This window comes from Kitasatospora sp. NPDC030952 (assembly GCF_055571335.1).
In genome coordinates, this window is sequence record NZ_JBVIFM010000003.1 from 92328 (window position 1) to 114719 (window position 22392).

Below are 22392 nucleotides of genomic sequence, written 5' to 3' on the forward strand. Positions count from 1 at the left end.
TCGGCGATTCCTCCCGGTCCGTGCCGAATGCACCTATAACACGAACGGATAGACTGATCCATATGCGCCGAGCGAAAATTGTCTGCACCCTGGGTCCGGCCACGGACTCCTACGAACAGCTGAAGGCCATCGTCGAGGCGGGCATGAACGTCGCCCGACTGAACATGAGCCACGGCAACCACGCGGACCACGAGGAGCGGTACCGCAAGGTCCGCCAGGTCTCGGAGGACACCGGCAAGGCCATCGGCGTCCTGGCCGACCTCCAGGGTCCCAAGATCCGTCTGGCGACCTTCGCCAACGGCCCGGTGACCGTCGACAACGGCGACGAGTTCACCATCACCACCGAAGACGTCCCCGGTGACCAGCACATCTGCGGCACCACCTACAAGGGCCTGCCCGGCGACGTGAAGCCCGGCGACCCGATCCTGATCAACGACGGCGTCATCGCCCTGGAGGTCGTCAGCGTCGACGGCCCGCGGGTGAAGACCGTGGTGGTCGAGGGCGGCGTGCTCTCGAACAACAAGGGCATCAACCTGCCCGGTGCGGCCGTGAACGTGCCCGCCCTGTCCGAGAAGGACAAGGACGACCTGCGCTTCGCGCTGCGTCTGGGCGTCGACATGGTCGCCCTGTCCTTCGTCCGCAACGCGGACGACATCAAGGACGTCCACGAGGTCATGGACGAGGTCGGCATCCGGGTGCCGGTCATCGCCAAGATCGAGAAGCCGCAGGCCGTCGAGGCCATGGAGGAGATCGTCCTCGCCTTCGACGCCATCATGGTCGCCCGCGGCGACCTGGCCGTCGAGTACCCGCTGGAGCGGGTGCCGCTGGTCCAGAAGCAGCTGATCACCCTGGCCCGCCGCAACGCCAAGCCGGTCATCGTCGCCACCCAGATGATGGAGTCGATGATCCACGCCTCGCGGCCGACCCGCGCCGAGGTCTCCGACGTCGCCAACGCCATCCTGGACGGCACCGACGCGGTGATGCTCTCCGCCGAGTCCAGCGTCGGCAAGTACCCGGTCGAGACCGTCCGCACCATGAGCCGGATCTGCGAGAAGGCCGAGGAGGAGCTGGTCTCCCAGGGCCTCCAGCCGCTCAACCCGGGCCGCAAGCCGCGCACCCAGGGCGGCTCCGTCGCCCGCGCCGCGTGCGAGCTGGGCGACTTCCTCAACGGCAAGGCGCTGATCGCGTTCACCAAGTCCGGTGACACCGCTCGCCGACTGTCCCGCTACCGCTCGCCCATCCCGGTGATCGCGTTCACCCCGGACGCGGCCACCCGCAACCAGCTCACGCTGAGCTGGGGCGTCGAGTCGTACGTCACCGAGCAGGTGGCCACCACCGACGCGATGGTCGCGCAGGTCGACCGCGAGCTGCTGAAGATGGGCCAGCTGACCGAGGGCGACACCGTGATCGTCACCGCCGGTGTCCCGGTCGGCATCCCCGGCACCACCAACCTGGTGCAGGTGCACCGCGTGGGCTCGCACGGCGAGTAACCGGCCTCCGGCACGACGCCCGTGGGGCGGCTCCTCCTCGACGGAGGGCCGCCCCACGGGCGTTGTCGCGCTCGTCGCCTACTTGTCGCTGTAGGGCGCGTTGTCGTTGAACAGGTGCATCCCCGGGATGTGCAGGGTGCCGCCGAACTGGCCGGCCTGCTTGGCGGTGACGCCGGTCAGCTCCAGGTCCAGCGGGATCGGGATGGCGCCGATCAGGTCGTACAGCCAGCGCGGCAGGGTATCCGGGGTGAGGGTGATCTCGCCCAGGTCGATCGGGATCGGCAGGCCGAGCAGCTTGGAGAGGTGGCCGGACAGCCGCTCCACGTACATGGTGACCGGACCGTTGCGCATGGTCGAGGTCGAGCCCGGGGCGCCCTGCACGTGGAAGGTGACGCCGTTGCCCTCCAGGGTCGACATGTCGAGGTTCTCGATGTCCACGTTGTCGACCACGAACTTCAGCACCCGCTTGGTGCCGGTCGGGGTCTTCACGTCGTAGACGCCGTGGAAGACCGCGCCGTGCAGACCGAGCCGGCTGGTCTGCAGCGTCCAGTTCTGCTCCGGGACGACCTGCTCGGACGAGGCCGCGCCGGCGGTCAGATTGCGGGCGTCCACGTCGCAGTTGGGGTTCGCGGTGGGCGAGGCGGACGGGGTGGCGGTGACCGACCCGCCCGCCGACGGGGTCGCGGACGGCGCCGCCTTGGCGCCCGGCTTGCCGCCGGTGGCGGTGGCGGCCGGCGAGGGCTGCCCGCCCGAGGGCTGGGCGGCGGACGACTGGGCACCGGAGGGCTGGGCGGCGGGCGGCGCGGCCTGCTGGGTGCCGGCGGCCGGGGCCGGCGGCTGGGCGGGCTGCGCCGGGGTGCCGACCCGCGGGGCGGGGGCGGCGGGCCCCTGGGGGGTGGCACTGGGTGTCGCGCTCGGCGCCGGAGCGGCCGAACTCCCCGGGTTCAGCAGGTGGTTGATGCCGCCGACGAGGTCGTCGATCAGCCCGGCCTGGCTCGCGGTGGCCGTCCCGTCGCCGGTGCCCCGGTAGACCGCGCTCACCGCGCCCGAGCCGCCGGTGGTGGCGGTGGTGGCGGTACGGGCGGCGGGCGGCGTGGTCGTGGTGGCCGACGGCTTCGTCGGAGCGGTGGTCGGGGCCTGGGTCGGGGCCGTCGTCGGCATCTGGGTCGGCGCGGTGGTCGGCACCGAGCTCGGGCCGGTCGAGGGCGTGCCGGACGACGCGGGCGGCGGCTCGGGCAGTTCGCTCTTGGGGACGGGCGTCTCGATCGGCGTCACGTCCGGGACGGCCACCGGCGCGTTGCCGCAGGGCTTGCCCGCCGCGGACTCGGCGACCGCCGGGTTGGGCGTGTAGGCGGCGGCCATCAGCAGTGCGGTCGGCACCGCGGCCATCGCCAGGGCGCGGCCTCTCAGCCGGACCCGGACCGGCGTGCGCGGCGCGGCGTGCCGGCCGGAGCGCTGCGCGGGGACGGCCGTGCCCTCTGCTTGCTCGGCCGGCCCGCTCACCGCGCCTCCTCCTGCGACCCGGTTGCGGGCTGCTGCGGGACGGCGGCCTCGGCGGCCGGCTCGACGGCGGGCTCCTTCGGCGTGGCCTGGGCGGGCAGCTTGGCGGTGGGGGCCTCGGTGGCTTCAGCAGCCGTCGGCTCGGCGGCCGTCGGCTCGGCGGCCGTCGGCTCGGTGGCGACGCTCTCGGCCACCGCGTTGTCCGCCTGCTTGCCGCGACGGGCGCGCCGCCCGCCGGCCGGGGCGGTGGACGGCTCGGGCAGCGGCGCCCAGGAGACCATCAGCCCACCGCCGATCAGGCCCGGCAGCAGCGACAGGCCGAAGCCCGCGAGGTTGGAGACCGGGATCGAGACCAGCGTCAGCAGGATGGTCGCGATGCCGGCGAAGACCCGTACGGCGGGCTGGAACCAGGCGGTCAGCCCGAGGATGATCATCAGCACCCCGATGATCAGCGACCCGGCGCCCGCCGTGGTGGACATCGCGATGGTCAGCCCGCCGAACGTGAGGTGCGCGTACGGGAAGTAGAGGATCGGGACGCCGGCGATCATGGCCAGCAGGCCGCCCCAGAAGGGCCTGGTGCGGCGGAATTCACGGAAGTGCCGCCAGAGCCACCCGACGGGGTTCTGCTGGCGGGGCCGCGTTTCGACCGTTGCGCTGGACATGGTGCAGCTCCTCGACGTCGCTACGAGGGAAGAACAAGGGGGGATGGGGTCTGTCGCTCGGCCCCGGCAAGGAGCCGGGCGACAGGCCCCCGAGCCGGAAGGCGGCGGTGTGCCCGCCGCCCCCGGCCCGAAGTGGCCTCACCCGGGCACGCCGGTCGGCGTGCCGTCAGGCGGGGCTCAGAAGCACTCGTTGCCCGGGCCGTCGCCGCTCTTCAGCGCGAGGTTCAGGCCGTTCAGCTTGAAGGTGCCGGCCGAGGTGGCCCGCGCGGTCTGCTGAACGCCGCTCAGGTCGGCGGTCTTGGCGGACTGGGCGAAGCCGGTCGCGCCGGACGGCAGGCCGGCGCCGCCGCCCGCCTTGGTGACACCCGCGTGCGGGGCCCAGCCCTGGGTGGCCGTACCCGAGAGGGTGGAGGCGTCCTGGCCGATGTTCATCTGGCTGAAGGTCGCGTCCGCCTTCAGCTGCTCCAGGTCGATCAGCAGGTTGTCGGCCTGAACCGGCTTGCCCGCCTCGGCGCCGGCGTGCAGCTGGAGGGTGATCTTCCCCAGGCCGAACGCGGACAGGTCGGTCACCACCGACTGGCACAGGTTGGTGATGTCGGCGTGGTCGAAGGCCGAGACCGCGACCGGGTGCGGCTTGCCGCTGGCCTCGATGTCGACCGTGCCGAACTGGGCGAAGTTGGTGCCGTGCAGCTGGTCGGTGCTGACCTTGAACTGCTGGCCGGAAATGCTGAACGAGGCGGCGAGCGCGCTGTTGGCGATCGAGACGCCGACCATCGCGGTGGCCGCGACGCTCGGCACCATCACCAGGGCGAAGCGCTTCCAGCGGGTCTTGCCGTAGGTCTTGGACATGCGAGTCCTCCTTCTAGGACGTACATCTCCGGCTCCCCGGCGGCGCGTCCCGCGCCGGTGGGGGCCTGGGATGGGAGAGAGCTACGTCCTCGGTAGCGGAGAGCGCCTCGGGCGTCGGCGGACGCGGGAGCGGCCTGCGTGCTGCGGCACTCCCGTCCAGGAACCGGCCGTCCCTGCGGGACGGCGGGTCGGACCGACGACATCGGCGATCACCCCCGAGCGACAACCAGCGACCGCGCAGGGCCGCGCGGCCGGTCGAGGACAGGAACCGCCGTGGGACCGCGGATACCCCCCTGCCCTCCCTACCGCCGGCCTGGGGCCGACGGATCACCCGGTGGGGATCCCTCGCTCCGCTTGGCCGACCGGCTGTCGGAGGGTGTGGAGTCTGGGACCGGGCGTGGCCGATCGTGCTTGAATCCCGGGCGAAGCACAAGGGGTGCCTTACTGACGGGTAATGCAACAGCAGGTGGCATTGATCATGAAATTGACCCGAGTTGCACCGTGCGTGACGTGTTGAAGGAAGCGTGACGACGAAATCCGCCGGAAACACCAATGAAACACCCGTGGGTAGTCACGGAACGTGACTACCCACGGGTGAAATCAAGATTTGGTAAACCTCTGTCCGGTTGACCGGATTGTCGCCAAATCACCGGGCGACACCGCAGGTCATCCGACGTGCCAGGCACTCGGTGCCAGGCCCCGGCCGGAGCCGACGCGAGGGTGGATCAGAACAGCACGCGGGCCAGCGCCGTACGGGCTGCGACGACCCGCGGGTCATCCGGGCCGATCACCTCGAACAGCTCCAGCAGGCGCAGCCGGGCGGTGTCCCGGTCCTCGCCGAAGGTCCGGCCGACGGTGTCCACCAGGCGCCCGAAGGCGTCCTCGACGTGACCGCCCACCAGGTCCAGGTCGGCGGCCTGCAGCTGGATCGCGACGTCCTTCGGGTCGGCGGCGGCGGCCGCGCGGACCGCCTGGAGGTCCAGCCCCTCGATCCGCTTGAGCAGCTCGGCCTGGGCCAGGCCCAGCTTGGCCTCGGTGTTGCCCGGCTGGTCGGCCAGCACGTTCCGGTACGCCTGGATGGCGCCGCCCAGGTCACCGGCGTCCAGCGCGTCGTGCGCGGCGGACAGCGCCGGGTCCTCCGGCCGCTGCGGTGCGGCGGCCGCGGCCTCGCCCGGGGCGCCCGCGCCACCGGAGATGCCGAAGCGCTGCTCGGCGACCAGGATCAGCTGGTCCAGCACCTTGCGGACGTTGGCGGCGCTCTCCGCGCCCTGGAACAGCGGCACCAGCTGGCCGGCCACCACGGCCATCACGGCCGGGATGCCCTGGATGCCGAACTGCTGGGCGATCAGCTGGTTGGAGTCCACGTCGATCTTGGCGAGCACGAAGCGGCCGGCGTACTCCTCGGCCAGGCCCTCCAGGATCGGGCTGAGCTGCTTGCAGGGCCCGCACCACTCGGCCCAGAAGTCGATGACGACCGGCACCTCGTTGGAGCGCTGGACGACCTCGGTCTCGAAGGTGTCCTCGGTGACGTCGATGACGAGTTCGTAGGCGGGCTGGGGGGCGACTCCGTCCGCTTCGGCGGCGGCCGCCTGGCGGGCCCGCTCGGCCCGGGCCTGCTCGGCCTTCTGGGCGGCCTCTCCGGCCGCCTTCACTGCGGCGAGGTCGACCGCACCGCGCAGGGCGGTGTTGTTGGGACGCGAATTCCGTGGCTGCATGGCACCATCCTCCCCCGTCCGCGCTGCTCGCGGGCACCATCCTCCGGAAAGTCGCCCCGCGCGGGCCGCGCGGTGCGGGTTCCCGGCCGACGCGCCCTTCCCCCGGTAGCCTGAACCGTTCGGCGCGGATCCCCACCCGCACCCGCGCCGCCCCGTCCCACGGGTGCGGCGCCTGGTTGTCACTGCTTTCGCTACAGGTCGTAGCGTAACTGCAGCCGGTGCCCCGGCCGCAAGCCCCAGCGGTGCTTCGGGGACGTGACCTGCCCCACTTTCCCGGTCCGCCCGGCTGCCCGAATCGGCGAACAGTCGCTACCGTTACCAGCCCCACCCAAGTTACTTACCAGTAAAGCGCAAGGAGACCCGGTGCCGGCCGCCCAGCCCTCCGTGAGCCCGGACGACGCCGTCCGGGACGGCACCGTCCGGGCCAAGGGTCGCCCGCGCAGCGCCGCCGCCGACCTCGCGATCCTCGACGCCACCCGCGAGGCCCTCGCCGAACTCGGCTGGGGCGGACTGACCATGGGGCACGTCGCCAGCCGCGCCGGGGTCGCCAAGACCACGCTCTACCGCCGCTGGCCCTCCAAGAACGAACTGGTGGTCGACGCCGTCGCCAGCCTCTTCGACGACCTCGTGATGCCCGACCTCGGCAGCCTGCGGGCCGACATCGAGGCCGTGGTGGGCCAGTTCGCCGGCCTGCTGGCCCGCCCCGAGACCCAGGCCGCCCTGCTCGCGCTGTTCGCCGAGGGCACCCGCGACCCCCAACTGCGCCGCCGGATCCGGGAGGCGATCGTGGACCCGCAGAAGCGGCTGGTCCGGCAGGGCCGGGCCGCCGCCCAGGCGCGCGGCGAACTCGAGGCGGACGCCTGCGTCGAGTCGGCCCACGAGGAGGTCGACATCATCTTCGACACCATCGCCGGCACCGTCGAGCACCGGGTCCTGGTCAGCGGCGAGCCGATCACCCCCGAGTGGACCCGCCGCTTCACCGACCTGCTGCTCGGCCCGCTCACCACGGGCTGAGCGCACGGCGAGACCGAGCGCACGACGAGGCCGCCCCGTACGGAACTCCCGTACGGGGCGGCCTCGTTCGCCGGTCAGACGTCAGCCGGTCAGAACGTCGCGTTCTCCCGGTACGTCCCCCACTCCTCCCGCAGCACGTTGCAGATCTCGCCCAGGGTCGCCTCGGCGCGCACCGCGTCCAGCATCGGCGGGATCATCGACTCGCCCGAGCGCGCCGCCGCCAGCATGGCGTCCAGCCCGGCCCGCACCGCCGCGTCGTCCCGGGCCGCCTTGCGCTCGCCCAGCACCCGCACCTGCTCGCGCTCGACCTCGTGGCTGACCCGCAGGATCTCCAGGTCGGGGGTGACGCTGCGGGGGTGGCAGTTGACGCCGACCACGCGCTTGTCGCCCTTCTCCACCGACTGCTGGTACTGGAAGGCCGCCTCGGCGATCTCGCCGGTGAACCAGCCCTCCTCGATCCCGCGCAGGATGCCGGAGGTGATCGGGCCGATCCCGTGGTCCTCGCGGCCCTTGTCCAGACGGCTCTTGTTCAAGATCTGTTGGAAGATCGCCTCGGCCTGCTGCTCGATCCGGTCGGTGAGCGCCTCGACGTACCAGGAGCCGCCCAGCGGGTCGGCCACATTGGTGATGCCGGTCTCCTCCATCAGCACCTGCTGGGTGCGCAGTGCGATCTCGGCGGCCTGCTCGGAGGGCAGCGCCAGGGTCTCGTCCAGCGCGTTGGTGTGCAGCGAGTTGGTGCCGCCGAGCACCGCGGAGAGCGCCTCGACGGCGGTGCGCACCACGTTGTTGTACGGCTGCTGGGCGGTGAGCGAGACGCCCGCGGTCTGGGTGTGGAAGCGCAGCCACTGCGCCTTGTCGGTCTTGGCGCCGAAGCGGTCGCGCATCCAGCGGGCCCAGATCCGGCGCGCGGCGCGGAACTTGGCGATCTCCTCGAAGAAGTCGAGGTGCGCGTCGAAGAAGAAGGACAGGCCGGGCGCGAAGACGTCCACGTCGAGGCCGCGGGACAGGCCCAGCTCGACGTAGGCGAAGCCGTCGGCGAGGGTGTACGCCAGCTCCTGCGCGGCCGTCGCCCCGGCCTCGCGGATGTGGTAGCCGGAGACGGACAGCGGCTTGTACGCCGGGATGCCCTGGGCGCAGTGCTCCATCAGGTCGCCGATCAGGCGCAGGTGCGGCTCGGGGGCGAAGAGCCACTCCTTCTGGGCGATGTACTCCTTGAAGATGTCGGTCTGCAGGGTGCCGTTGAGCACCGCCGGGTCCACGCCCTGGCGCTCGGCGGCGACCAGGTACATGCAGAAGATCGGAACGGCCGGGCCGCTGATCGTCATCGAGGTGGTGACCTCGCCGAGCGGGATGCCGGCGAACAGCACCTCCATGTCGGCGGCCGAGTCGATGGCGACGCCGCAGTGGCCGACCTCGCCGAGCGACTTGGGGTCGTCCGAGTCGTAGCCCATCAGGGTCGGCATGTCGAAGGCGACCGAGAGGCCGCCGCCGCCCGCGTCCAGGATCATCCGGTAGCGCTCGTTGGTCTGCTGCGCGTTGCCGAAGCCGGCGAACTGGCGGATGGTCCAGGTGCGGCCGCGGTAGCCGGTGGGGTGCAGGCCGCGGGTGAACGGGTACTCGCCCGGCCAGCCGATCCGCTCGAAGCCCTCGACGGGCTGCCCGGGGGCCGGGCCGTAGACCGGCTCCACCTCGTCACCGGAGAGGGTGGTGAAGTCCGCGTCGCGCTTGCGGGCCTTGTCGTACCGCTGCTGCCAGCGCTGACGACCGCGCTCGATCTCCTCGGCGTCCATGGGCCGAACTCCGCTCCGTACGGCCGCCACGGCACCGGGCGGCACAGCTATTAGGACGTCCTACCAATTTACTCGGACGTCCTAGTAGTTGTCGATGGAGGCCCGCCCGGAGAACGGGGGACGGCTGACGGGGGACGGCCGGGGAGGGCCGGAAACGCCGAGGGCGCCCCTCCCCCGTCGGGGAAGGGGCGCCCTCGCGGTGCGCGTGCGACTCAGACGCCGGCCGGCTGGCGGGCGCCGCCCGCCGGGAGCTGCTCGGCGGCCTCGTGGGCCACCTTGCGCTCGAAGACGAAGGAGAGGAACGGGATGCAGCCCGCCGCCAGGGTCAGCACCAGCCGGCCGAGCGGCCACTTCAGCTTCTGCCCGAGCATGAAGGTCACCACGAAGTACCCGATGTACAGGTAGCCGTGCAGCATCGCGACGTAGGTGGTCAGGTTCTCGGCGGTGTCGAAGCCGTACTTCGCGACCATGAAGCCGCAGAACACCAGCAGCGCGCAGCCGGTCGCAATGGCCAGGCCGCGGTACCAGCCCAGCAGGGGGGTCGCCTTCATTCTCTTCCTCGCCTCGCTCGGCAGTTTCGGCCGGTGTGCCCGGATCCGCCGGCACGCCCGGATCCGCGCACCGCTCCCATGAGGGTAGCCGCCCTCACGGCCGCTCCCGAGCAGCCCCCTCGCCCGGCTCGGTGAAGTCCCCGGCCGCCACGCGCAGCGGCTTGAGCAGGTCGAACACCTGGCGGCACTGGTCGGGGCCGTACTCCTCCAGCCCGAACTCCATGGCCATCAGCTCCCGGGTGGCCTCCTCGACGACCTCGCGGCCGCGCCCGGTGATCGCGGCGAGCACGCCGCGGCCGTCCAGCGGATTGGGGCGGCGGGCGACCAGTCCGGCCCGCTCCAGCCGGTCGACGGTGTTGGTGACGCTGGTCGGGTGGACCATCAGGCGCTCGCCGATCTTGGACAGCGAGAGCTCCCCGGTCCGGCTGAAGGTCAGCAGCACCAGCGCCTCGTACCGGGCGAAGGTCAGGCCGTACGGCTTGAGCACCGCGTCGACCCGGGAGAGCAGGATCTGGTGGGCGCGCATGATCGAGGTGATCGCCGCCATCGAGGGCACGTTGCCCCAGCGGCGGGCCCACAGTTCGTCGGCGCGGGCGATCGGGTCGAAGTCGAGTGCGAGGGGCTTGGCCACCTCCTTACCGTACCGGCGGACGGGACGTGTGCTACCAGCCGTCCTGATGGTGGACAAGCGCGACACGTGGCGGGAACCCGCCAATCGGACGGCCAGGTCCATACCTGGACATTGCGCCGGTGTGAATGGACGGCAACGGGCGCCCGGCGCAACGGGGTTGGCCGTCGAACGCCCGAACGCCCCGGTACCAGGCCTCGGTTCGAGTTGAAACCCGCCGAAAGTCCGGGCGGAAGATCCCGGTTTGTCCTTCCGTTCACAATCCTTCTCCTTGGCGGGACTTGGCCAATTCATGAGGAAGACCTGTCATTTGATTTGCTCGATTGTCATGCTTTCCGCCAACCCCGTTCGACCGCCACCACCCCCACCCAACCGGTGGCAGCCGCCTGACCGTTCGGGGTCCTCGCACGTCAGCGCCCGTCCCGCCCCGAAGGTGCCGAACCCGGCCCCCGGGACGCGGCGCGACCGCGCCCACACGCGGTTTCCCGGAAGGACTCGTCCGTGAAGCGAAAGCTCGCCGCAGTCGCCGTACTCTCCGCCACCGCACTGCTCACCGGTGTCGTCCAGGCCGGCGCGGCCCAGGCCGGCCCCGCCCCGCAGGCCCGGAGCACCCAGCAGCTCGCCGACCTGCTCGTCCAGGCGAACGGCCAGGCCGGCAAGGTCGCCCACGCCCTGGCCCTCGGCGGCCAGGAGCAACTGGTGGCCAAGGACGTCGTGGTGGACGCCGACGGCACCCGCCACCTCCGCTACGAGCGCACCCTCGCCGGACTCCCCGTCCTCGGCGGCGACCTGGTCGTGCACCAGAAGGCGGACGGCACCACCACCGCCGTCGACAAGGCCGTCGGCGCCACGCTCGCGCTGCCCAGCCTCACCCCGCAGATCCCCGCGGACAAGGCCGCCGCCCAGGCCACCGGTGCCGTGCAGTCCACCGTCGGCATCACCGTCGACGAGGACGAGGCGCCGCTGACGGCGGTGCACCAGACCGGCAAGGCCGAGCTGGTCGTCTGGGCCACCGACGGCAGCCCGCGCCTGGCCTACCGCACCACGGTCGAGGGCGAGCGGGCCGACGGCACCCCGAGCCGCCAGCTGCTGGTCACCGACGCGGCCAGCGGCCAGGTGCTCTCCACCCACGAGGAGGTGCAGACCGCCTCCGGCACCGGCAAGGGCGTCTTCGTCGGCACCGTCCCGCTGACCACCACCCAGAGCGGCACCTCCTACCAGCTGAAGGACGCCACCCGCGGCGGCCAGGCCACCTACACCCTGAAGGGCAAGACCTCCGGCAGCGGCACGCTGGTCGCCAACACGACCAACAGCTTCGGCAACGGCCTGGCCTCCAACGCGGAGTCCGCCGCCGTGGACGCCCAGTACGGCGCGGCGGTCACCTGGGACTTCTACAAGAACACCTTCGGCCGCAACGGCATCAAGAACAACGGCGTCGGCGCCGCCAGCCGGGTCCACTACGGCTCCAACTACGTCAACGCGTTCTGGGACGACTCCTGCTTCTGCATGACGTACGGCGACGGCGCCAGCAACACCCACCCGCTCACCGCGCTGGACGTGGCCGGCCACGAGATGAGCCACGGCGTCACCTCCGCCACCGCGGGACTCAACTACTCGGGCGAGTCCGGCGGCCTCAACGAGGCCACCTCCGACATCTTCGGCACCATGGTCGAGTGGTACGCCAACCTGCCCGCCGACAAGCCGGACTACCTCATCGGCGAGCAGATCAACATCAACGGCAACGGCACGCCGCTGCGCTACATGGACAAGCCCTCCAAGGACGGCGCCTCGGCCGACTACTGGTCCTCCACGGTCGGCAACAAGGACGTCCACTATTCCTCGGGCGTCGCCAACCACTTCTTCTACCTGCTGTCCGAGGGCAGCGGCGCCAAGACCGTCAACGGCGTCAGCTACAACAGCCCGACGTACAACAACTCCACCCTCGCCGGCATCGGCCGGGACAAGGCGGCCGCGATCTGGTACCGCGCGCTGACCACCTACTTCACCTCCACCACCAACTACGCGGGGGCCCGCACCGGCACCCTGAAGGCCGCGGCCGACCTGTACGGCGCCGGCAGCGCCGAGTACAGCGCGGTCGCCGCGACCTGGACCGCCGTGAACGTCAACTGACCCACGGCGGAAGGTGAGCAGGACGCCCGGGGCCCCGTTGGAGGGCAGGCCCCGGGCGTCCGTCCGCGCCCACCGCCGCCCGGCCCGCGCCGGTCCCGCCCGTAGCGACCCACCGCCGCCCGGCCCGCGCCGGTCCCGCCCGTAGCGACCCGCCGCCGCCCGGCCCGCGCCGGCCCGTCCGCTGTCAAGCGGCGCCGGTTGGCGGAGTCCCGCCAGCCGGCGCGAACCGGCCGATACCGGACAACCGGCGGCATCCGAACCATCCGCACCGGCCCTGGCGACTCCTGGCCAATCCGTGCGTGCACCCTGTCCCTCCCCGGGCTCGATTGTCATGCTTATGACCAAGCTCCCGCCCGACACCCCGCCACCCCCACCCAACCGGCAGGGCGTCAGAAGCCGCACGGGAGCCGCACGTCCGCGCCCTACCGCCCCCAACGGCGCCACCCCCGGCGCCCCGGTACGCGGCGCACCCGCAGGCACCCGCGGGTCTCGTGGAAGGAACAGGCCTCCATGAAGCGAAAGTTGACCCTCCCCGCCGTACTCTCCGCCACCGCACTGCTGGCCGGCGTCGTCCAGATCGCCGCCCTGCCCGCCGCCCAGGCGGCCGTACCCGGCCCGCCGTCGGCCGCCCCGCTCGCGCTGGCCGCCGCACAGAGCGCCCCGCTCGCGCAGCAACTGGCCCTCGGCAGCGAGGAGCGGCTCGTCGTCAAGGACGCCCTGGTGGACGCCGACGGCACGCGGCACCTGCGCTACGAGCGCACCTACGCCGGCCTGCCGGTCATCGGCGGCGACCTGGTCGTCCACCAGCGCCCGAACGGCTCGGTGGCCTCGGTGGACCGGGCCTTCGACGGCCGGCTGACCCTGACCGCCACCACCCCGGACCTCACCGCCGGCCAGGCCGCCGAGCGGGCCACCGCGGCGGTGCGGGCCACGGTCGGCCTGGCCGCCGACGAGGACGAGGCCGCACTCAGCCGGGTGGACGGCGCCGGGACGGCCGCACTGGTGGTCTGGGCGGCCGACGGCAGCCCGCGGCTGGCGTACCGCACCACCGTCGAGGGCCTGCGCGCCGACGGCACCCCGAGCCGCCAGGAGGTGGTCACCGACGCCGCGACCGGCGCGGTGCTCTCCAGCCAGGAGCAGGTGATGACCGCGACCGGCACCGGCAAGGGCGTCAACGTCGGCACCGTCACCCTGACCACCACCCAGAGCGGCTCGACCTACTCGCTCAAGGACGCCTCCCGGGGCAACCAGTCCACCACGGACCTCAAGGGCGGCACCTCGGGCAGCGGCACGCTGTTCAGCAAGAGCAGCAACTCCTGGGGCAACGGCTCGCCGTCCAACCGCGAGTCCGCCGCGGTGGACGCCCAGTACGGCGCCGCCGCGACCTGGGACTTCTACAAGACCACCTTCGGCCGCAACGGCATCAAGAACAACGGCGTCGGCGCCGCCAGCCGCGTCCACTACAGCACCAACTACGTCAACGCGTTCTGGGACGACTCCTGCTTCTGCATGACGTACGGCGACGGCTCGGGCAACACCCACCCGCTCACCGCCATCGACGTCTCCGGCCACGAGATGAGCCACGGCGTCACCTCCGCCACCGCCGGCCTGATCTACTCGGGCGAGTCCGGCGGACTCAACGAGGCCACCTCGGACATCTTCGGCACCATGGTCGAGTGGTACGCCAACCTGCCCGCCGACCCGCCGGACTACCTGATCGGCGAGAAGCTCAACATCAACGGCAACGGCACGCCGCTGCGCTACATGGACAAGCCCTCCAAGGACGGCGCCTCGGCCGACTACTGGTCCTCCACGGTCGGCAACAAGGACGTCCACTACTCCTCGGGCGTCGCCAACCACTTCTTCTACCTGCTGTCCGAGGGCAGCGGCGCCAAGGTCGTCAACGGGGTCAGCTACAACAGCCCGACCTCCAACGGCTCGAAGGTGACCGGCATCGGCCGGAACAAGGCGGCCGCGATCTGGTACCGCGCGCTGACCACCTACATGACCTCCACCACCAACTACAAGGCCGCCCGCACCGCGACCCTCAAGGCCGCGGCCGACCTCTACGGCGCGACCGGCGCCGAGTACCAGGCGGTGGGCGCGGCCTGGAGCGGGGTGAACGTCAACTAGCCACTCCCGGTGAGAAACGGCGACAGGCTGCCGCGGCCCTTTGGGAGAGGAGGCCGTGGCAGCCTGTCGACCGCCCGCACGGAGCCGGGCGGAGGCAGGAGAGGCGGCGGGATCAGGCGGAGGCGGCGGCGGGCCGCAGCTCCCCGCGCTCCTCGCGGCCGAGCATCCGCTCGGCGACGAAGCCGCCGAACGGCAGCACCGAGAGCACGAACAGCAGGACGCCCCGCTTGGCGTCCCACTTCTGCGTCTGCCAGGCCTGGATCCAGAAGACCACGTACAGGATGAACAGGATCCCGTGGACCATGCCCATCACCGGCACGGCGTCGAAGGACGTGGTCCGCTTCAGCACCGAGCAGATCAGCAGCAGGATGAAGGAGATCCCCTCGGGGGCGGAGATCAGGCGCAGGCGGTGGACGGCGCTGCTGTTCACGTTGGATACCTCTGTACGGGGTCGGCGGCGTGGGCACGCTTGTGAAGCGACTCACAAGCCTTCCGGTCATTATCACCGAGCACATGTCCGAACCCCGGGCCGGGGGTGGCCACCGTGCCGGATGTCACAGCCGCGCGCCAGAACCCGGCCGGATGCGGCGAAGCGTCGTCCGCACCCCCTATCCTGCTGCCCGCGCGCCCACCGAACCGGGCGCCGACGGCATCGCACACGGGGGTAGCCACCACATGTTCAAGCGCGACTGGGACCGCAGGACCTGCGCGAAGCGCGGCCACATCACCTACCGGCCGACCGAGCCCGAGCTGGCCGGCCGGCTGCACGCCGCCACCGCCCTCGGCGACGCCTGGCGCTGCCTGCGCTGCGGCGACTTCGCGCTCGGCGCCCCGCACGGCTCCGGCCCGGCCGCGAACGCGCCGCTGGTGCCGCGCGGCAAGGCGCTGCGGGATCTCTTCATCCTGCGCTTCCTGGCCGTCGAGCGGGTACTGCGCGGCGTGATCATCATCCTGATGGCCTGGGGCGTCTGGAAGTTCTCCAACAGCCAGGAGGCGGTGCAGCGGATCTTCGACGAGGACCTCACCGTCTTCAAGCCGGTCGCCGACCACTTCCACTGGGACCTCGACCACGCCCCGATCGTCGAGACGATCCGCAAGACCTTCGGCTACGAGAAGAAGACCCTGCTGATCGTCGCGGGCGCGATGATCGCCTACGCGCTGATCGAGATCGTCGAGGCGGTCGGCCTCTGGCTGGGCCGGCGCTGGGCCGAGTACCTGACCGTGGTCGCCACCGCCGCCTTCCTCCCGCTGGAGGGCTACGAGCTGCACGAGCACGTCAGCGCGGTGAAGATCTGCACGCTGGCCCTGAACATCGCCGCAGTGCTCTGGATCATGCTCTCCAAGCGGCTGTTCGGCCTGCGCGGCGGCGCGGCGGCCTTCGAGGCGGAGCGCCACTCGGCCTCGCTGCTGGAGGTCGAGGAGGCGGCCGGAACGGTCCCGCAGCCCGGCCACGGGGCGCACGCACGCCACTGAGGTTTGTCCCGAACCGGTAGCAGTTCGTCCACGCCCTCTCCCCCACCACCACCGCGCCGGATAGATTGCGGCCGTGGCACAGTTCAGACTCCAGGGATCACGGGTCCTCGCCGTCGAGTTGGGCGGGGACGCCGTCAAGGCCCGGCACGGCTCGATGGTCGCCTACACCGGCCAGATGACCTTCAAGAAGCTGACCGGCGGCGGGGACGGCCTGCGGGGCATGGTCACCCGCAGAATCACCGGCGAACGGATGACCGTCATGGAGGTGAAGGGGCAGGGCACCTGCTACTTCGCCGACAAGGCCACCGAGATCAACCTGGTCCGCCTCGACGGGGAGACCCTCTACGTCGAGGCGGACAACCTGCTCTGCACCGAGGCCGGCCTGCACACCGGCACCAGCTTCACCGGGCTGAACGGCGTCTCCTCCGGCAACGGCCTCTTCACCACCAAGGTGGAGGGCCACGGTTGGGCCGCGGTGACCTCCAACGGGCCCGCCGTCATCCTGCGGGTCGGCAAGGACATGCCGCTGCGGGTCGACCCGGGCGCGTACATCGCGCACACCGGCGACCTGCACCGCAGCGTGAAGTCCGGCGCGGGCTGGACCACGGTGATCGGCGAGGGCGGCGGCGAGGCCGTCCAGGTGGAGTTCACCGGCGAGGGCCTGGTGTACGTCCAGCCCTCGGAGAAGGTCACCCTCGGGGGTGACGTCTGATGGGCTTCACCCGGATCAACGGCAAGATGGTCGAGGCCCAGGTGGTGCCCGGCCGGCGGCTGTTCAGCCAGCGCGGGGCGATGCTCGGGTACACCGGCGACGTCCGCTTCACCCCGAACATCACCGGCGGCCAGGGCGGGGTGATGTCGATGATCGGCCGGCGGGTCGCCAACGAGGACACCCCGCTGATGACGGTCGAGGGCCAGGGCCGGGTGATGTTCGGCCACGGCGGCCACCACGTGCACGTGATCGACCTGACCGGCGACACCCTGTTCGTCGAGGCGGACCGGCTGCTCGCCTTCGAGGGCACCCTGCGCCAGTCCACCGTGTTCCTCGGCTCGCAGGGCGGGGTGATGGGCATGGTCCGCGGCCAGGTCAGCGGGCAGGGCCTGTTCACCACCCGGCTGGAGGGGCACGGCGCGGTCGCGGTGATGGCCCACGGCGGCGTCTTCGAACTGCCCATCACCCCAGGCCAGTCGGTGCACGTCGACCCGCAGGCGTACGTGGCGCACCGCGGCGAGGTGCGCAACAAGCTGTCCACCGCGATCGGTTGGCGCGAGATGATCGGCCGCGGCTCGGGCGAGGCGTTCCAGCTGGAGCTGTCCGGGCAGGGCACGGCGTACGTCCAGGCGAGCGAGGAGAAGCTCTGATGTCCCACCCGCCGCAGCCGCCGTACGGGGGGCAGTCGCCGCACGACCAGCCGACCCAGCCGGGCTTCACGGTGCCGCCGGACTACGGCCGCTCCGCGGACCACCCGCCGCCGCCTCCCCCGCCGCCGGCCTACCAGCCGCAGCCGGCGCCCCAGCCGCCGTTCGGCCAGCGGCCTTCGTACGCCCAACAGCCGTACGACCAGCAGCCGTACGCCCAACAGTCCTACGCCCAGGAGCAGTTCGGCGGCGTCCAGGCCCCGCTGCCGACCGCCCACGGCGGCACCGGCCCGGTGGTGTACGACGCGCACACCCTGCCGGTCAACGACAACGTCAACCCGTACGCCTTCGCCGTCGAGCTGAACGGCTCCTACTTCCTGCAGAAGGGCAAGATGGTCGCCTACTACGGCGACATCACCTTCCGCGGCGTCGGCGCCGGAATGGTCGACCGGGTGCTCGGCCAGCACTTCAACTCGCCGCTGCACGCGGCGGACTGGGTGGTCGCCCAGGGCCGCGGCCGGCTGCTGCTGGCCGACCGCGCCTTCGACCTCAACTCCTACGACCTGGACGACGGCAACCTGACCGTCCGCTCCGGCAACCTGCTCGCCTTCGACCCGACGCTGCGGCTCAAGCAGTCGATCATCCCGGGCTTCCTGACCCTGATCGGCACCGGCCGCTTCGTGGCCGCCTCCAACGGCCCGGTGCACTTCGTGGAGCCGCCGGTCCGGGTGGACCCGCAGGCCCTGGTCGGCTGGGCGGACTGCCCGGCGCCGTGCCACCACTACGACCACGACTACCTGCACGGGGTGGTCGGCGGCCTGCGGCGGCTGACCGGCATCGGCGGCGCCTCCGGCGAGGAGCACCAGTTCGAGTTCATCGGCGCCGGGCAGGTGCTGGTGCAGTCCAGCGAGAAGCTGATGGCCGAGCGGTCGGTCGGCCGGGTGGACGCCGAGGCGGGCGTCCCGGGCGGCGGGGTGCCGCCCCAGCCGCACGGCGCCGGCCAGCCCCATGCGCCCGGCCTCGGTAACCTGGGCGAGATCGGACGGCGTTTCGGCCTGTAAACTCGTACAACATTGAACTAAATCGGCTATGCTGGTCCCCATGGATGCGCACACGATCGACACTGCGGACAACCCTCCGTCGCAGCCCGGGGAGGAGACTCCCTGGCTGACCGCCAGGGAGCAGCGGATGTGGCGCGCCCATCTGGAGGTCGCCAAGCTGCTGGAGTACCAGCTCAGCCGCGAACTCCAGCCCCACAACCTGGCGATCAACGACTACGAGATCCTGGTCGTGCTCTCCGAGGCGCCCGACCACCGGATGCGGATGACCGACCTCGCGACGGCCACCCTGCAGTCCAAGAGCCGGCTCTCCCACCAGATCACCCGGATGGAGAACGCCGGCCTGGTGCTGCGCCAGGAGTGCCCCGGCGACCGCCGCGGCCTCTACGCCCACCTCACCGAGCAGGGCTGGGAGACCATGCAGCGGGTCGCCCCCGACCACGTGCGCAGCGTCCGGGCCCACTTCATCGACCGCTTCACCCCGGAGCAGCTCGACGCCATCTACGAGGCTCTGGCCCCCGTCGCCGACCACCTGCGCGGCCTCCGCGGCCGCTCCTAGCCCGACCGGCGGCCCCTACGTCGCCACGACCAGCCCGTGTCCGCGCAAGGCCGCGCGGGCACGGGCAACGCCGCTGGGCGTGGCGACGGCCCCGGTGCCGACAGCAACGGTTCTCGCGCCCAAGCCCGCACACGCACGGCAGATCCCGGGCCGGGGCACCGGATCGTGGCACATGGCGCACTCTGCGGGTGCGACCTGACGTGCTCGGATGGGTGGCATCTTGCGTTGCAGGCGATCGCGGAGGATCGCCGCCGGAGAGTGCATCGGCTGCGGCAGCCCGGGGAGCAGTGCGACGGCCAGTTCGGCCTCACTGCTGCCCCGCTCCAGCCACCGGGCGACGAGGGGAGCCAGCGTCTGCGCCTCGGCCTCGCCGAGGCACAGACGCGGTTCGGGCCGGATCACCCGGAACAGTGTGGCCACGGCTGCGCACATCCGCTCATCCGGGAGGGTGGGTTCTTCCCCCGGGTTCTTTACGGGAGGGGCGACAGCGCCGCCGGCACCCCGCTCACCGGCGGCCGGACGCGGGACAACCGGTGCCGACTGAGGGGTGTCGAAGACATGGGCCTCGGAACGGACGGTCCCGTTGGACATCCGGACGGTGTCGACCCGGTAGTACCCGGCGTCCTTCAACTCCTTGAGCGCCCGCCGGACGGCGCCCCGCCCCTGCGGACTGCTGTCCGCCATCTGCCGACCGTCCTCGCGCCAGCCGTCCGGGCGGGAGAGCAGATCGGCGAGCAGGCCACGGGCGGTGAAACTCAACCGCCGGTCCTGCAACAAGCCGTTGGGAAGGACGGTGAACGAGCGCGAGTGCGCGCTACGATGAATCTGCATCTGGAGTTGTGTCTCCTGGTGCCAGACCCCGGGGTGTTCCACCACCGCCGGGGTCTCCTATGTTCTGTTGATGATGCGGAAAGTAGCACAGTAACTACGCTGGGTGTCAACCGCTTGCGCAGCTCTCACCACTGGTCAGCTCCGGCGACCGGTCGCCAAGGGACGGGCGCATTCCAGGAGTTCGCGCACCTGGGGGTGCGACGGTGCGGTGGGGGCCTTCGGTACCATGACCAAAAGGTAGCTAGCGCACCACGGGGATCGCCCCGGAGCGCCAGTCGGCCAGCCGCTTGCGGATGTTCGACACCATCGGTAGCCCGTCCGTCTCGGCCGGGGTGAACCACGCCACCTCGTGGGACTCGTCGGACACCCGCAACTCCCCACCCAGCGGGCGCCCGAGGAGGCAGATGGAGAACTCCTGGCGGACCTCGCCGTCGTCGTAGGCGAACACATGGCCCGGGTCGGTGTAGGTGCCGACGATCCCGGTGATCTCGATGTCGATCCCGGTCTCCTCACGGGTCTCGCGAATGCCACAACCGGCGAGCGACTCCCCGATGTCCATCTTGCCGCCCGGCAGCGCCCACATCCCGTTGTCGGTGCGCCGCTGGAGCAGAACGCGGCCCGCATCGTCGACCACGACCACGGACGCAGCCGGGACCAGCGAGTTCGCCTCGGGAGCATTGGGGTCATCCTCGTAGTCACGCCTGGGCACGACCCACCACCTCCGCCGCCGGGATCGTCCATACGTCCCGCCCCTTCGCCCACAAGTCCTCGACGTGGCCCACGAAGCGATCGAACACGCCGTCGTCCTGGGCCCGCCTGAGGTGCATCATTGGAGCGTCATGGCCGATCCTACCCGGCAGTAGCGGCGTGACGATCATGTCGTCGTCGAAGCGGAAGACGCTGAGTGAGACGTGTGCAGTCTCGTATCGCGCCCCGACCGGAGCGTCCCGCAGCTTGGCCAGCTCGGACAGGGTGACCTCGATCCGGGTCGAAAGGCTCAGCGGCACGTCCTCCTCCAGCTCCCGCTGACGAGTGACTGGATGTCCGGGCTCTCCCAGGATGAAGCGGACCTGGACGCCGGCCGCCGCTTTCTGCCGCAGCAGGCTGCCGAAGTTCGCGTGCTCCAGCCATAGGAAGTAGTTGGTATACCCGGCGAACGTCAACTCCCGGGTCGCCCCTCTTATCAACTGACGCCACAGCGAGGCTGGCGCCGCCGACCGATACGGGTACATCTGCACCAGCTCCCGATCCGGCCCCGACTTCACCAGTTGCCGCACGGATGGCCAGAGCACGCTTTCCTCCTCGCCGAGGGCCTGACTGGCCGCCGAGCGGTGTCTCGCATGGGGCTCGCGCGAGGGGTTCGCCAGCCATCGGTCGACGGTCTTGGGATCGACACCGCACGCCCGCGCGAGCTTGGACGAGGTCATGTTCGCACGGGCCATTGCGTCACGGAGTGGGCTGTTCACCGGCCGACCTTCCACGTGAGGGACGTTTCAAGGTCTACCAGCCAGACGTCCCAAATGTCCCGCAAACGCAGTATGACGTCCCGGCAGGTTGGCCGACGATTCGAGCGTGCCAGATGCGGCAGCCTTTCAGCTGCCTCCTCTCTCCTTCGAGGACCTCATGCCCATCTCCCGCCGCCCCCTCGCGTTCGCCGCTCGCCTCGACTCCTGCATCGAATCCACCCCCCTCGCCCGGCACTTGCTCCGCGCCTACCTCGCGGCCCTCCCCGCCGGCGACCGCTACCGCGACATCGCCGAACTCCTCCTCGGCGAACTCTTCGCCAACGCCGTCCAGCACACCGACGCCCCCGACGACCGCCTCATCGAAATCCGCTTCGCCCTCATCAACGACCGCCTCCGACTCGAAGTCCACGACGCCGGAACCGGACGCCCCTCCCTGCGTTCCCCCGCCCTCTCCGACGAGCACGGGCGCGGCCTCTTCCTCGTCAACGAGCTGTCTGAGCGCTGGGGTTGCTGCCCCCGGGCCGGTGGCATCGGCAAGTTCGTCTGGGCTCTGGTCGCCCCCGCCTTCACCCTCGCCTGAAAGCGCACCCCCGATGCAGCCTCCCCTCCCCACCCTCGCCCGCCACGCCCTCGACCGAGGCCACACCCCCGCCGAGGCCTACGCGATCCTCGCCCGCCGCACCGGCGAACCGCTCCCCGCCGCCCGCGCCGTCTGCCTCGCCCTCCACATCCCCCTCGCCGAAACCACCATCCGCCTCAACGACTGCTACGACGCCCTCCTCGCCAACCCCCGACCCGCCACCGAGAACGACACCGGCGAACTCCTCGAAGCCCTCGGGGTGTTCGACGTGCCCAAGACCCTCACCGCCACCGAACTCGCCATCGTCGACCACTTCCTCACCGCCATCGACGCCCTCGGCGGCATCCGCGCCGGCCACCAACACGGCCTCGCCCGCTGGTTCACCACCGGCAACCTCACCGCCGCCTACCTCTCCCTCACCGCCGCCCGCCCTCTTCCCGCCACCGGCGACCCCACCACCTACTGGACCACTCTCGTCATGGTCGGCGAACTCCTCGCCGCCGAACCGGGCCCCGACCCCCGCATCAAACCCGCCCTCACCCACTGCCGCACCCAAGCCACCCACCCGTAGCCATCAGAAGTCGACCCCGCCGACTTCCTGCAC

Annotated in this window: 22 protein-coding genes; 11 read left to right on the forward strand and 11 right to left on the reverse strand. The window is 71.3% G+C overall.

The features are described 5' to 3' along the window. Nucleotides 1-62: 62 nt before the first annotated feature. Nucleotides 63-1490, forward strand: coding sequence for a pyruvate kinase (gene pyk / locus ACZ47G_RS08030; protein ID WP_465740624.1), 1428 nt, complete (start codon nt 63-65; stop codon nt 1488-1490). A gap of 78 nt (nt 1491-1568) precedes the next feature. Here the strand turns inward: pyk and ACZ47G_RS08035 are convergent, their stop codons facing one another. The 4 genes from ACZ47G_RS08035 to ACZ47G_RS08050 all read right to left on the reverse strand — a co-directional run bounded on the left by ACZ47G_RS08035 (nt 1569) and on the right by ACZ47G_RS08050 (nt 6216). Next, nucleotides 1569-2993 carry a hypothetical protein gene (locus tag ACZ47G_RS08035; protein WP_465740625.1) on the reverse strand — a complete coding sequence of 475 codons (1425 nt, stop codon included), beginning with the start codon at nt 2991-2993 and terminating at the stop codon, nt 1569-1571. Then, nucleotides 2990-3652 carry a DUF6114 domain-containing protein gene (locus ACZ47G_RS08040; RefSeq protein WP_465740626.1) on the reverse strand — a complete coding sequence of 221 codons (663 nt, stop codon included), beginning with the start codon at nt 3650-3652 and terminating at the stop codon, nt 2990-2992. The genes ACZ47G_RS08035 and ACZ47G_RS08040 overlap by 4 nt, the downstream gene beginning before the upstream one ends. A gap of 177 nt (nt 3653-3829) precedes the next feature. After that, entirely contained in the window at nt 3830-4501 is a 672-nt protein-coding gene (locus tag ACZ47G_RS08045; RefSeq protein ID WP_465740627.1) for a DUF6230 family protein, read from the reverse strand. Between the two features lie 725 nt (nt 4502-5226). Then, nucleotides 5227-6216 (reverse strand): tetratricopeptide repeat protein, encoded by a 990-nt coding sequence (locus tag ACZ47G_RS08050; RefSeq protein WP_465740628.1) that lies wholly within the window; start codon nt 6214-6216, stop codon nt 5227-5229. Nucleotides 6217-6600: 384 nt separating this feature from the next. Here ACZ47G_RS08050 and ACZ47G_RS08055 point away from each other — a divergent pair, with 384 nt between their 5' ends. After that, nucleotides 6601-7230 (forward strand): TetR/AcrR family transcriptional regulator, encoded by a 630-nt coding sequence (locus ACZ47G_RS08055; RefSeq protein ID WP_465740884.1) that lies wholly within the window; start codon nt 6601-6603, stop codon nt 7228-7230. A gap of 89 nt (nt 7231-7319) precedes the next feature. Here the strand turns inward: ACZ47G_RS08055 and ACZ47G_RS08060 are convergent, their stop codons facing one another. The 3 genes from ACZ47G_RS08060 to ACZ47G_RS08070 form a co-directional block, all read right to left on the reverse strand. Then, nucleotides 7320-9020, reverse strand: a complete 1701-nt coding sequence (locus tag ACZ47G_RS08060; protein ID WP_465740629.1) for an acyl-CoA mutase large subunit family protein — start codon at nt 9018-9020, stop codon at nt 7320-7322. A gap of 212 nt (nt 9021-9232) precedes the next feature. Next, nucleotides 9233-9571, reverse strand: coding sequence for a DUF3817 domain-containing protein (locus ACZ47G_RS08065; protein WP_465740630.1), 339 nt, complete (start codon nt 9569-9571; stop codon nt 9233-9235). Nucleotides 9572-9665: 94 nt separating this feature from the next. Continuing rightward, complete coding sequence (locus ACZ47G_RS08070) at nt 9666-10202, reverse strand: MarR family winged helix-turn-helix transcriptional regulator (RefSeq protein ID WP_465740631.1); 537 nt, start codon at nt 10200-10202, stop codon at nt 9666-9668. 498 nt (nt 10203-10700) lie between these two features. On the opposite strand from ACZ47G_RS08070, the gene ACZ47G_RS08075 reads away from it, so the two are divergent. Next, complete coding sequence (locus tag ACZ47G_RS08075; RefSeq protein WP_465740632.1) at nt 10701-12329, forward strand: M4 family metallopeptidase; 1629 nt, start codon at nt 10701-10703, stop codon at nt 12327-12329. 510 nt (nt 12330-12839) lie between these two features. Then, nucleotides 12840-14462 (forward strand): M4 family metallopeptidase, encoded by a 1623-nt coding sequence (locus ACZ47G_RS08080; RefSeq protein ID WP_465740633.1) that lies wholly within the window; start codon nt 12840-12842, stop codon nt 14460-14462. Nucleotides 14463-14574: 112 nt separating this feature from the next. On the opposite strand, the gene ACZ47G_RS08085 is transcribed toward ACZ47G_RS08080, so the two are convergent. After that, the gene (locus ACZ47G_RS08085) at nt 14575-14892 is read right to left on the reverse strand and encodes a DUF3817 domain-containing protein (RefSeq protein WP_380452961.1); all 318 of its coding nucleotides are present in this window, start codon (nt 14890-14892) and stop codon (nt 14575-14577) included. Nucleotides 14893-15137: 245 nt separating this feature from the next. Between ACZ47G_RS08085 and ACZ47G_RS08090 the strand changes: the two genes are divergently transcribed. The 5 genes from ACZ47G_RS08090 (at nt 15138) to ACZ47G_RS08110 (ending at nt 18911) form a co-directional block, all read left to right on the forward strand. Continuing rightward, entirely contained in the window at nt 15138-15935 is a 798-nt protein-coding gene (locus ACZ47G_RS08090) for a DUF2127 domain-containing protein (protein WP_465740634.1), read from the forward strand. 73 nt (nt 15936-16008) lie between these two features. Next, nucleotides 16009-16647, forward strand: a complete 639-nt coding sequence (locus ACZ47G_RS08095; protein WP_465740635.1) for an AIM24 family protein — start codon at nt 16009-16011, stop codon at nt 16645-16647. After that, nucleotides 16647-17297 carry an AIM24 family protein gene (locus ACZ47G_RS08100; protein WP_465740636.1) on the forward strand — a complete coding sequence of 217 codons (651 nt, stop codon included), beginning with the start codon at nt 16647-16649 and terminating at the stop codon, nt 17295-17297. Before ACZ47G_RS08095 ends, ACZ47G_RS08100 begins: the two co-directional genes overlap by 1 nt. Before the next feature lie 260 nt (nt 17298-17557). Then, nucleotides 17558-18355, forward strand: coding sequence for an AIM24 family protein (locus ACZ47G_RS08105; RefSeq protein ID WP_465740885.1), 798 nt, complete (start codon nt 17558-17560; stop codon nt 18353-18355). A gap of 40 nt (nt 18356-18395) precedes the next feature. Further along, nucleotides 18396-18911, forward strand: coding sequence for a MarR family winged helix-turn-helix transcriptional regulator (locus tag ACZ47G_RS08110; RefSeq protein WP_465740637.1), 516 nt, complete (start codon nt 18396-18398; stop codon nt 18909-18911). A gap of 15 nt (nt 18912-18926) precedes the next feature. Here ACZ47G_RS08110 and ACZ47G_RS08115 read toward each other — a convergent pair whose 3' ends face one another. The 3 genes from ACZ47G_RS08115 to ACZ47G_RS08125 all read right to left on the reverse strand — a co-directional run bounded on the left by ACZ47G_RS08115 (nt 18927) and on the right by ACZ47G_RS08125 (nt 21169). Further along, nucleotides 18927-19787, reverse strand: a complete 861-nt coding sequence (locus tag ACZ47G_RS08115) for a hypothetical protein (RefSeq protein WP_465740638.1) — start codon at nt 19785-19787, stop codon at nt 18927-18929. A 196-nt stretch (nt 19788-19983) separates the two neighbouring features. Next, complete coding sequence (locus ACZ47G_RS08120; protein ID WP_465740639.1) at nt 19984-20451, reverse strand: NUDIX hydrolase; 468 nt, start codon at nt 20449-20451, stop codon at nt 19984-19986. Then, complete coding sequence (locus tag ACZ47G_RS08125) at nt 20438-21169, reverse strand: XRE family transcriptional regulator (RefSeq protein WP_465740640.1); 732 nt, start codon at nt 21167-21169, stop codon at nt 20438-20440. The genes ACZ47G_RS08120 and ACZ47G_RS08125 overlap by 14 nt, the downstream gene beginning before the upstream one ends. A 196-nt stretch (nt 21170-21365) precedes the next feature. Between ACZ47G_RS08125 and ACZ47G_RS08130 the strand changes: the two genes are divergently transcribed. Then, nucleotides 21366-21788 carry an ATP-binding protein gene (locus ACZ47G_RS08130; RefSeq protein ID WP_465740641.1) on the forward strand — a complete coding sequence of 141 codons (423 nt, stop codon included), beginning with the start codon at nt 21366-21368 and terminating at the stop codon, nt 21786-21788. Nucleotides 21789-21801: 13 nt separating this feature from the next. Then, nucleotides 21802-22359, forward strand: a complete 558-nt coding sequence (locus ACZ47G_RS08135; protein ID WP_465740642.1) for a hypothetical protein — start codon at nt 21802-21804, stop codon at nt 22357-22359. The last annotated feature ends 33 nt before the right edge of the window (nt 22360-22392 follow it).

Bases quoted from the DNA above. Each gene is read 5' to 3' on its own strand.
- ACZ47G_RS08045 (WP_465740627.1), bottom strand. From the start codon at position 4,501: ATGTCCAAGACCTACGGCAAGACCCGCTGGAAGCGCTTCGCCCTGGTG.
- ACZ47G_RS08065 (WP_465740630.1), bottom strand. From the start codon at position 9,571: ATGAAGGCGACCCCCCTGCTGGGCTGGTACCGCGGCCTGGCCATTGCG.
- ACZ47G_RS08040 (WP_465740626.1), bottom strand. From the start codon at position 3,652: ATGTCCAGCGCAACGGTCGAAACGCGGCCCCGCCAGCAGAACCCCGTC.
- ACZ47G_RS08090 (WP_465740634.1), top strand. From the start codon at position 15,138: ATGTTCAAGCGCGACTGGGACCGCAGGACCTGCGCGAAGCGCGGCCAC.
- ACZ47G_RS08110 (WP_465740637.1), top strand. From the start codon at position 18,396: ATGGATGCGCACACGATCGACACTGCGGACAACCCTCCGTCGCAGCCC.
- ACZ47G_RS08125 (WP_465740640.1), bottom strand. From the start codon at position 21,169: ATGACCTCGTCCAAGCTCGCGCGGGCGTGCGGTGTCGATCCCAAGACC.
- ACZ47G_RS08130 (WP_465740641.1), top strand. From the start codon at position 21,366: ATGCCCATCTCCCGCCGCCCCCTCGCGTTCGCCGCTCGCCTCGACTCC.
- ACZ47G_RS08050 (WP_465740628.1), bottom strand. From the start codon at position 6,216: ATGCAGCCACGGAATTCGCGTCCCAACAACACCGCCCTGCGCGGTGCG.
- pyk (WP_465740624.1), top strand. From the start codon at position 63: ATGCGCCGAGCGAAAATTGTCTGCACCCTGGGTCCGGCCACGGACTCC.
- ACZ47G_RS08080 (WP_465740633.1), top strand. From the start codon at position 12,840: ATGAAGCGAAAGTTGACCCTCCCCGCCGTACTCTCCGCCACCGCACTG.
- ACZ47G_RS08100 (WP_465740636.1), top strand. From the start codon at position 16,647: ATGGGCTTCACCCGGATCAACGGCAAGATGGTCGAGGCCCAGGTGGTG.
- ACZ47G_RS08060 (WP_465740629.1), bottom strand. From the start codon at position 9,020: ATGGACGCCGAGGAGATCGAGCGCGGTCGTCAGCGCTGGCAGCAGCGG.
- ACZ47G_RS08135 (WP_465740642.1), top strand. From the start codon at position 21,802: ATGCAGCCTCCCCTCCCCACCCTCGCCCGCCACGCCCTCGACCGAGGC.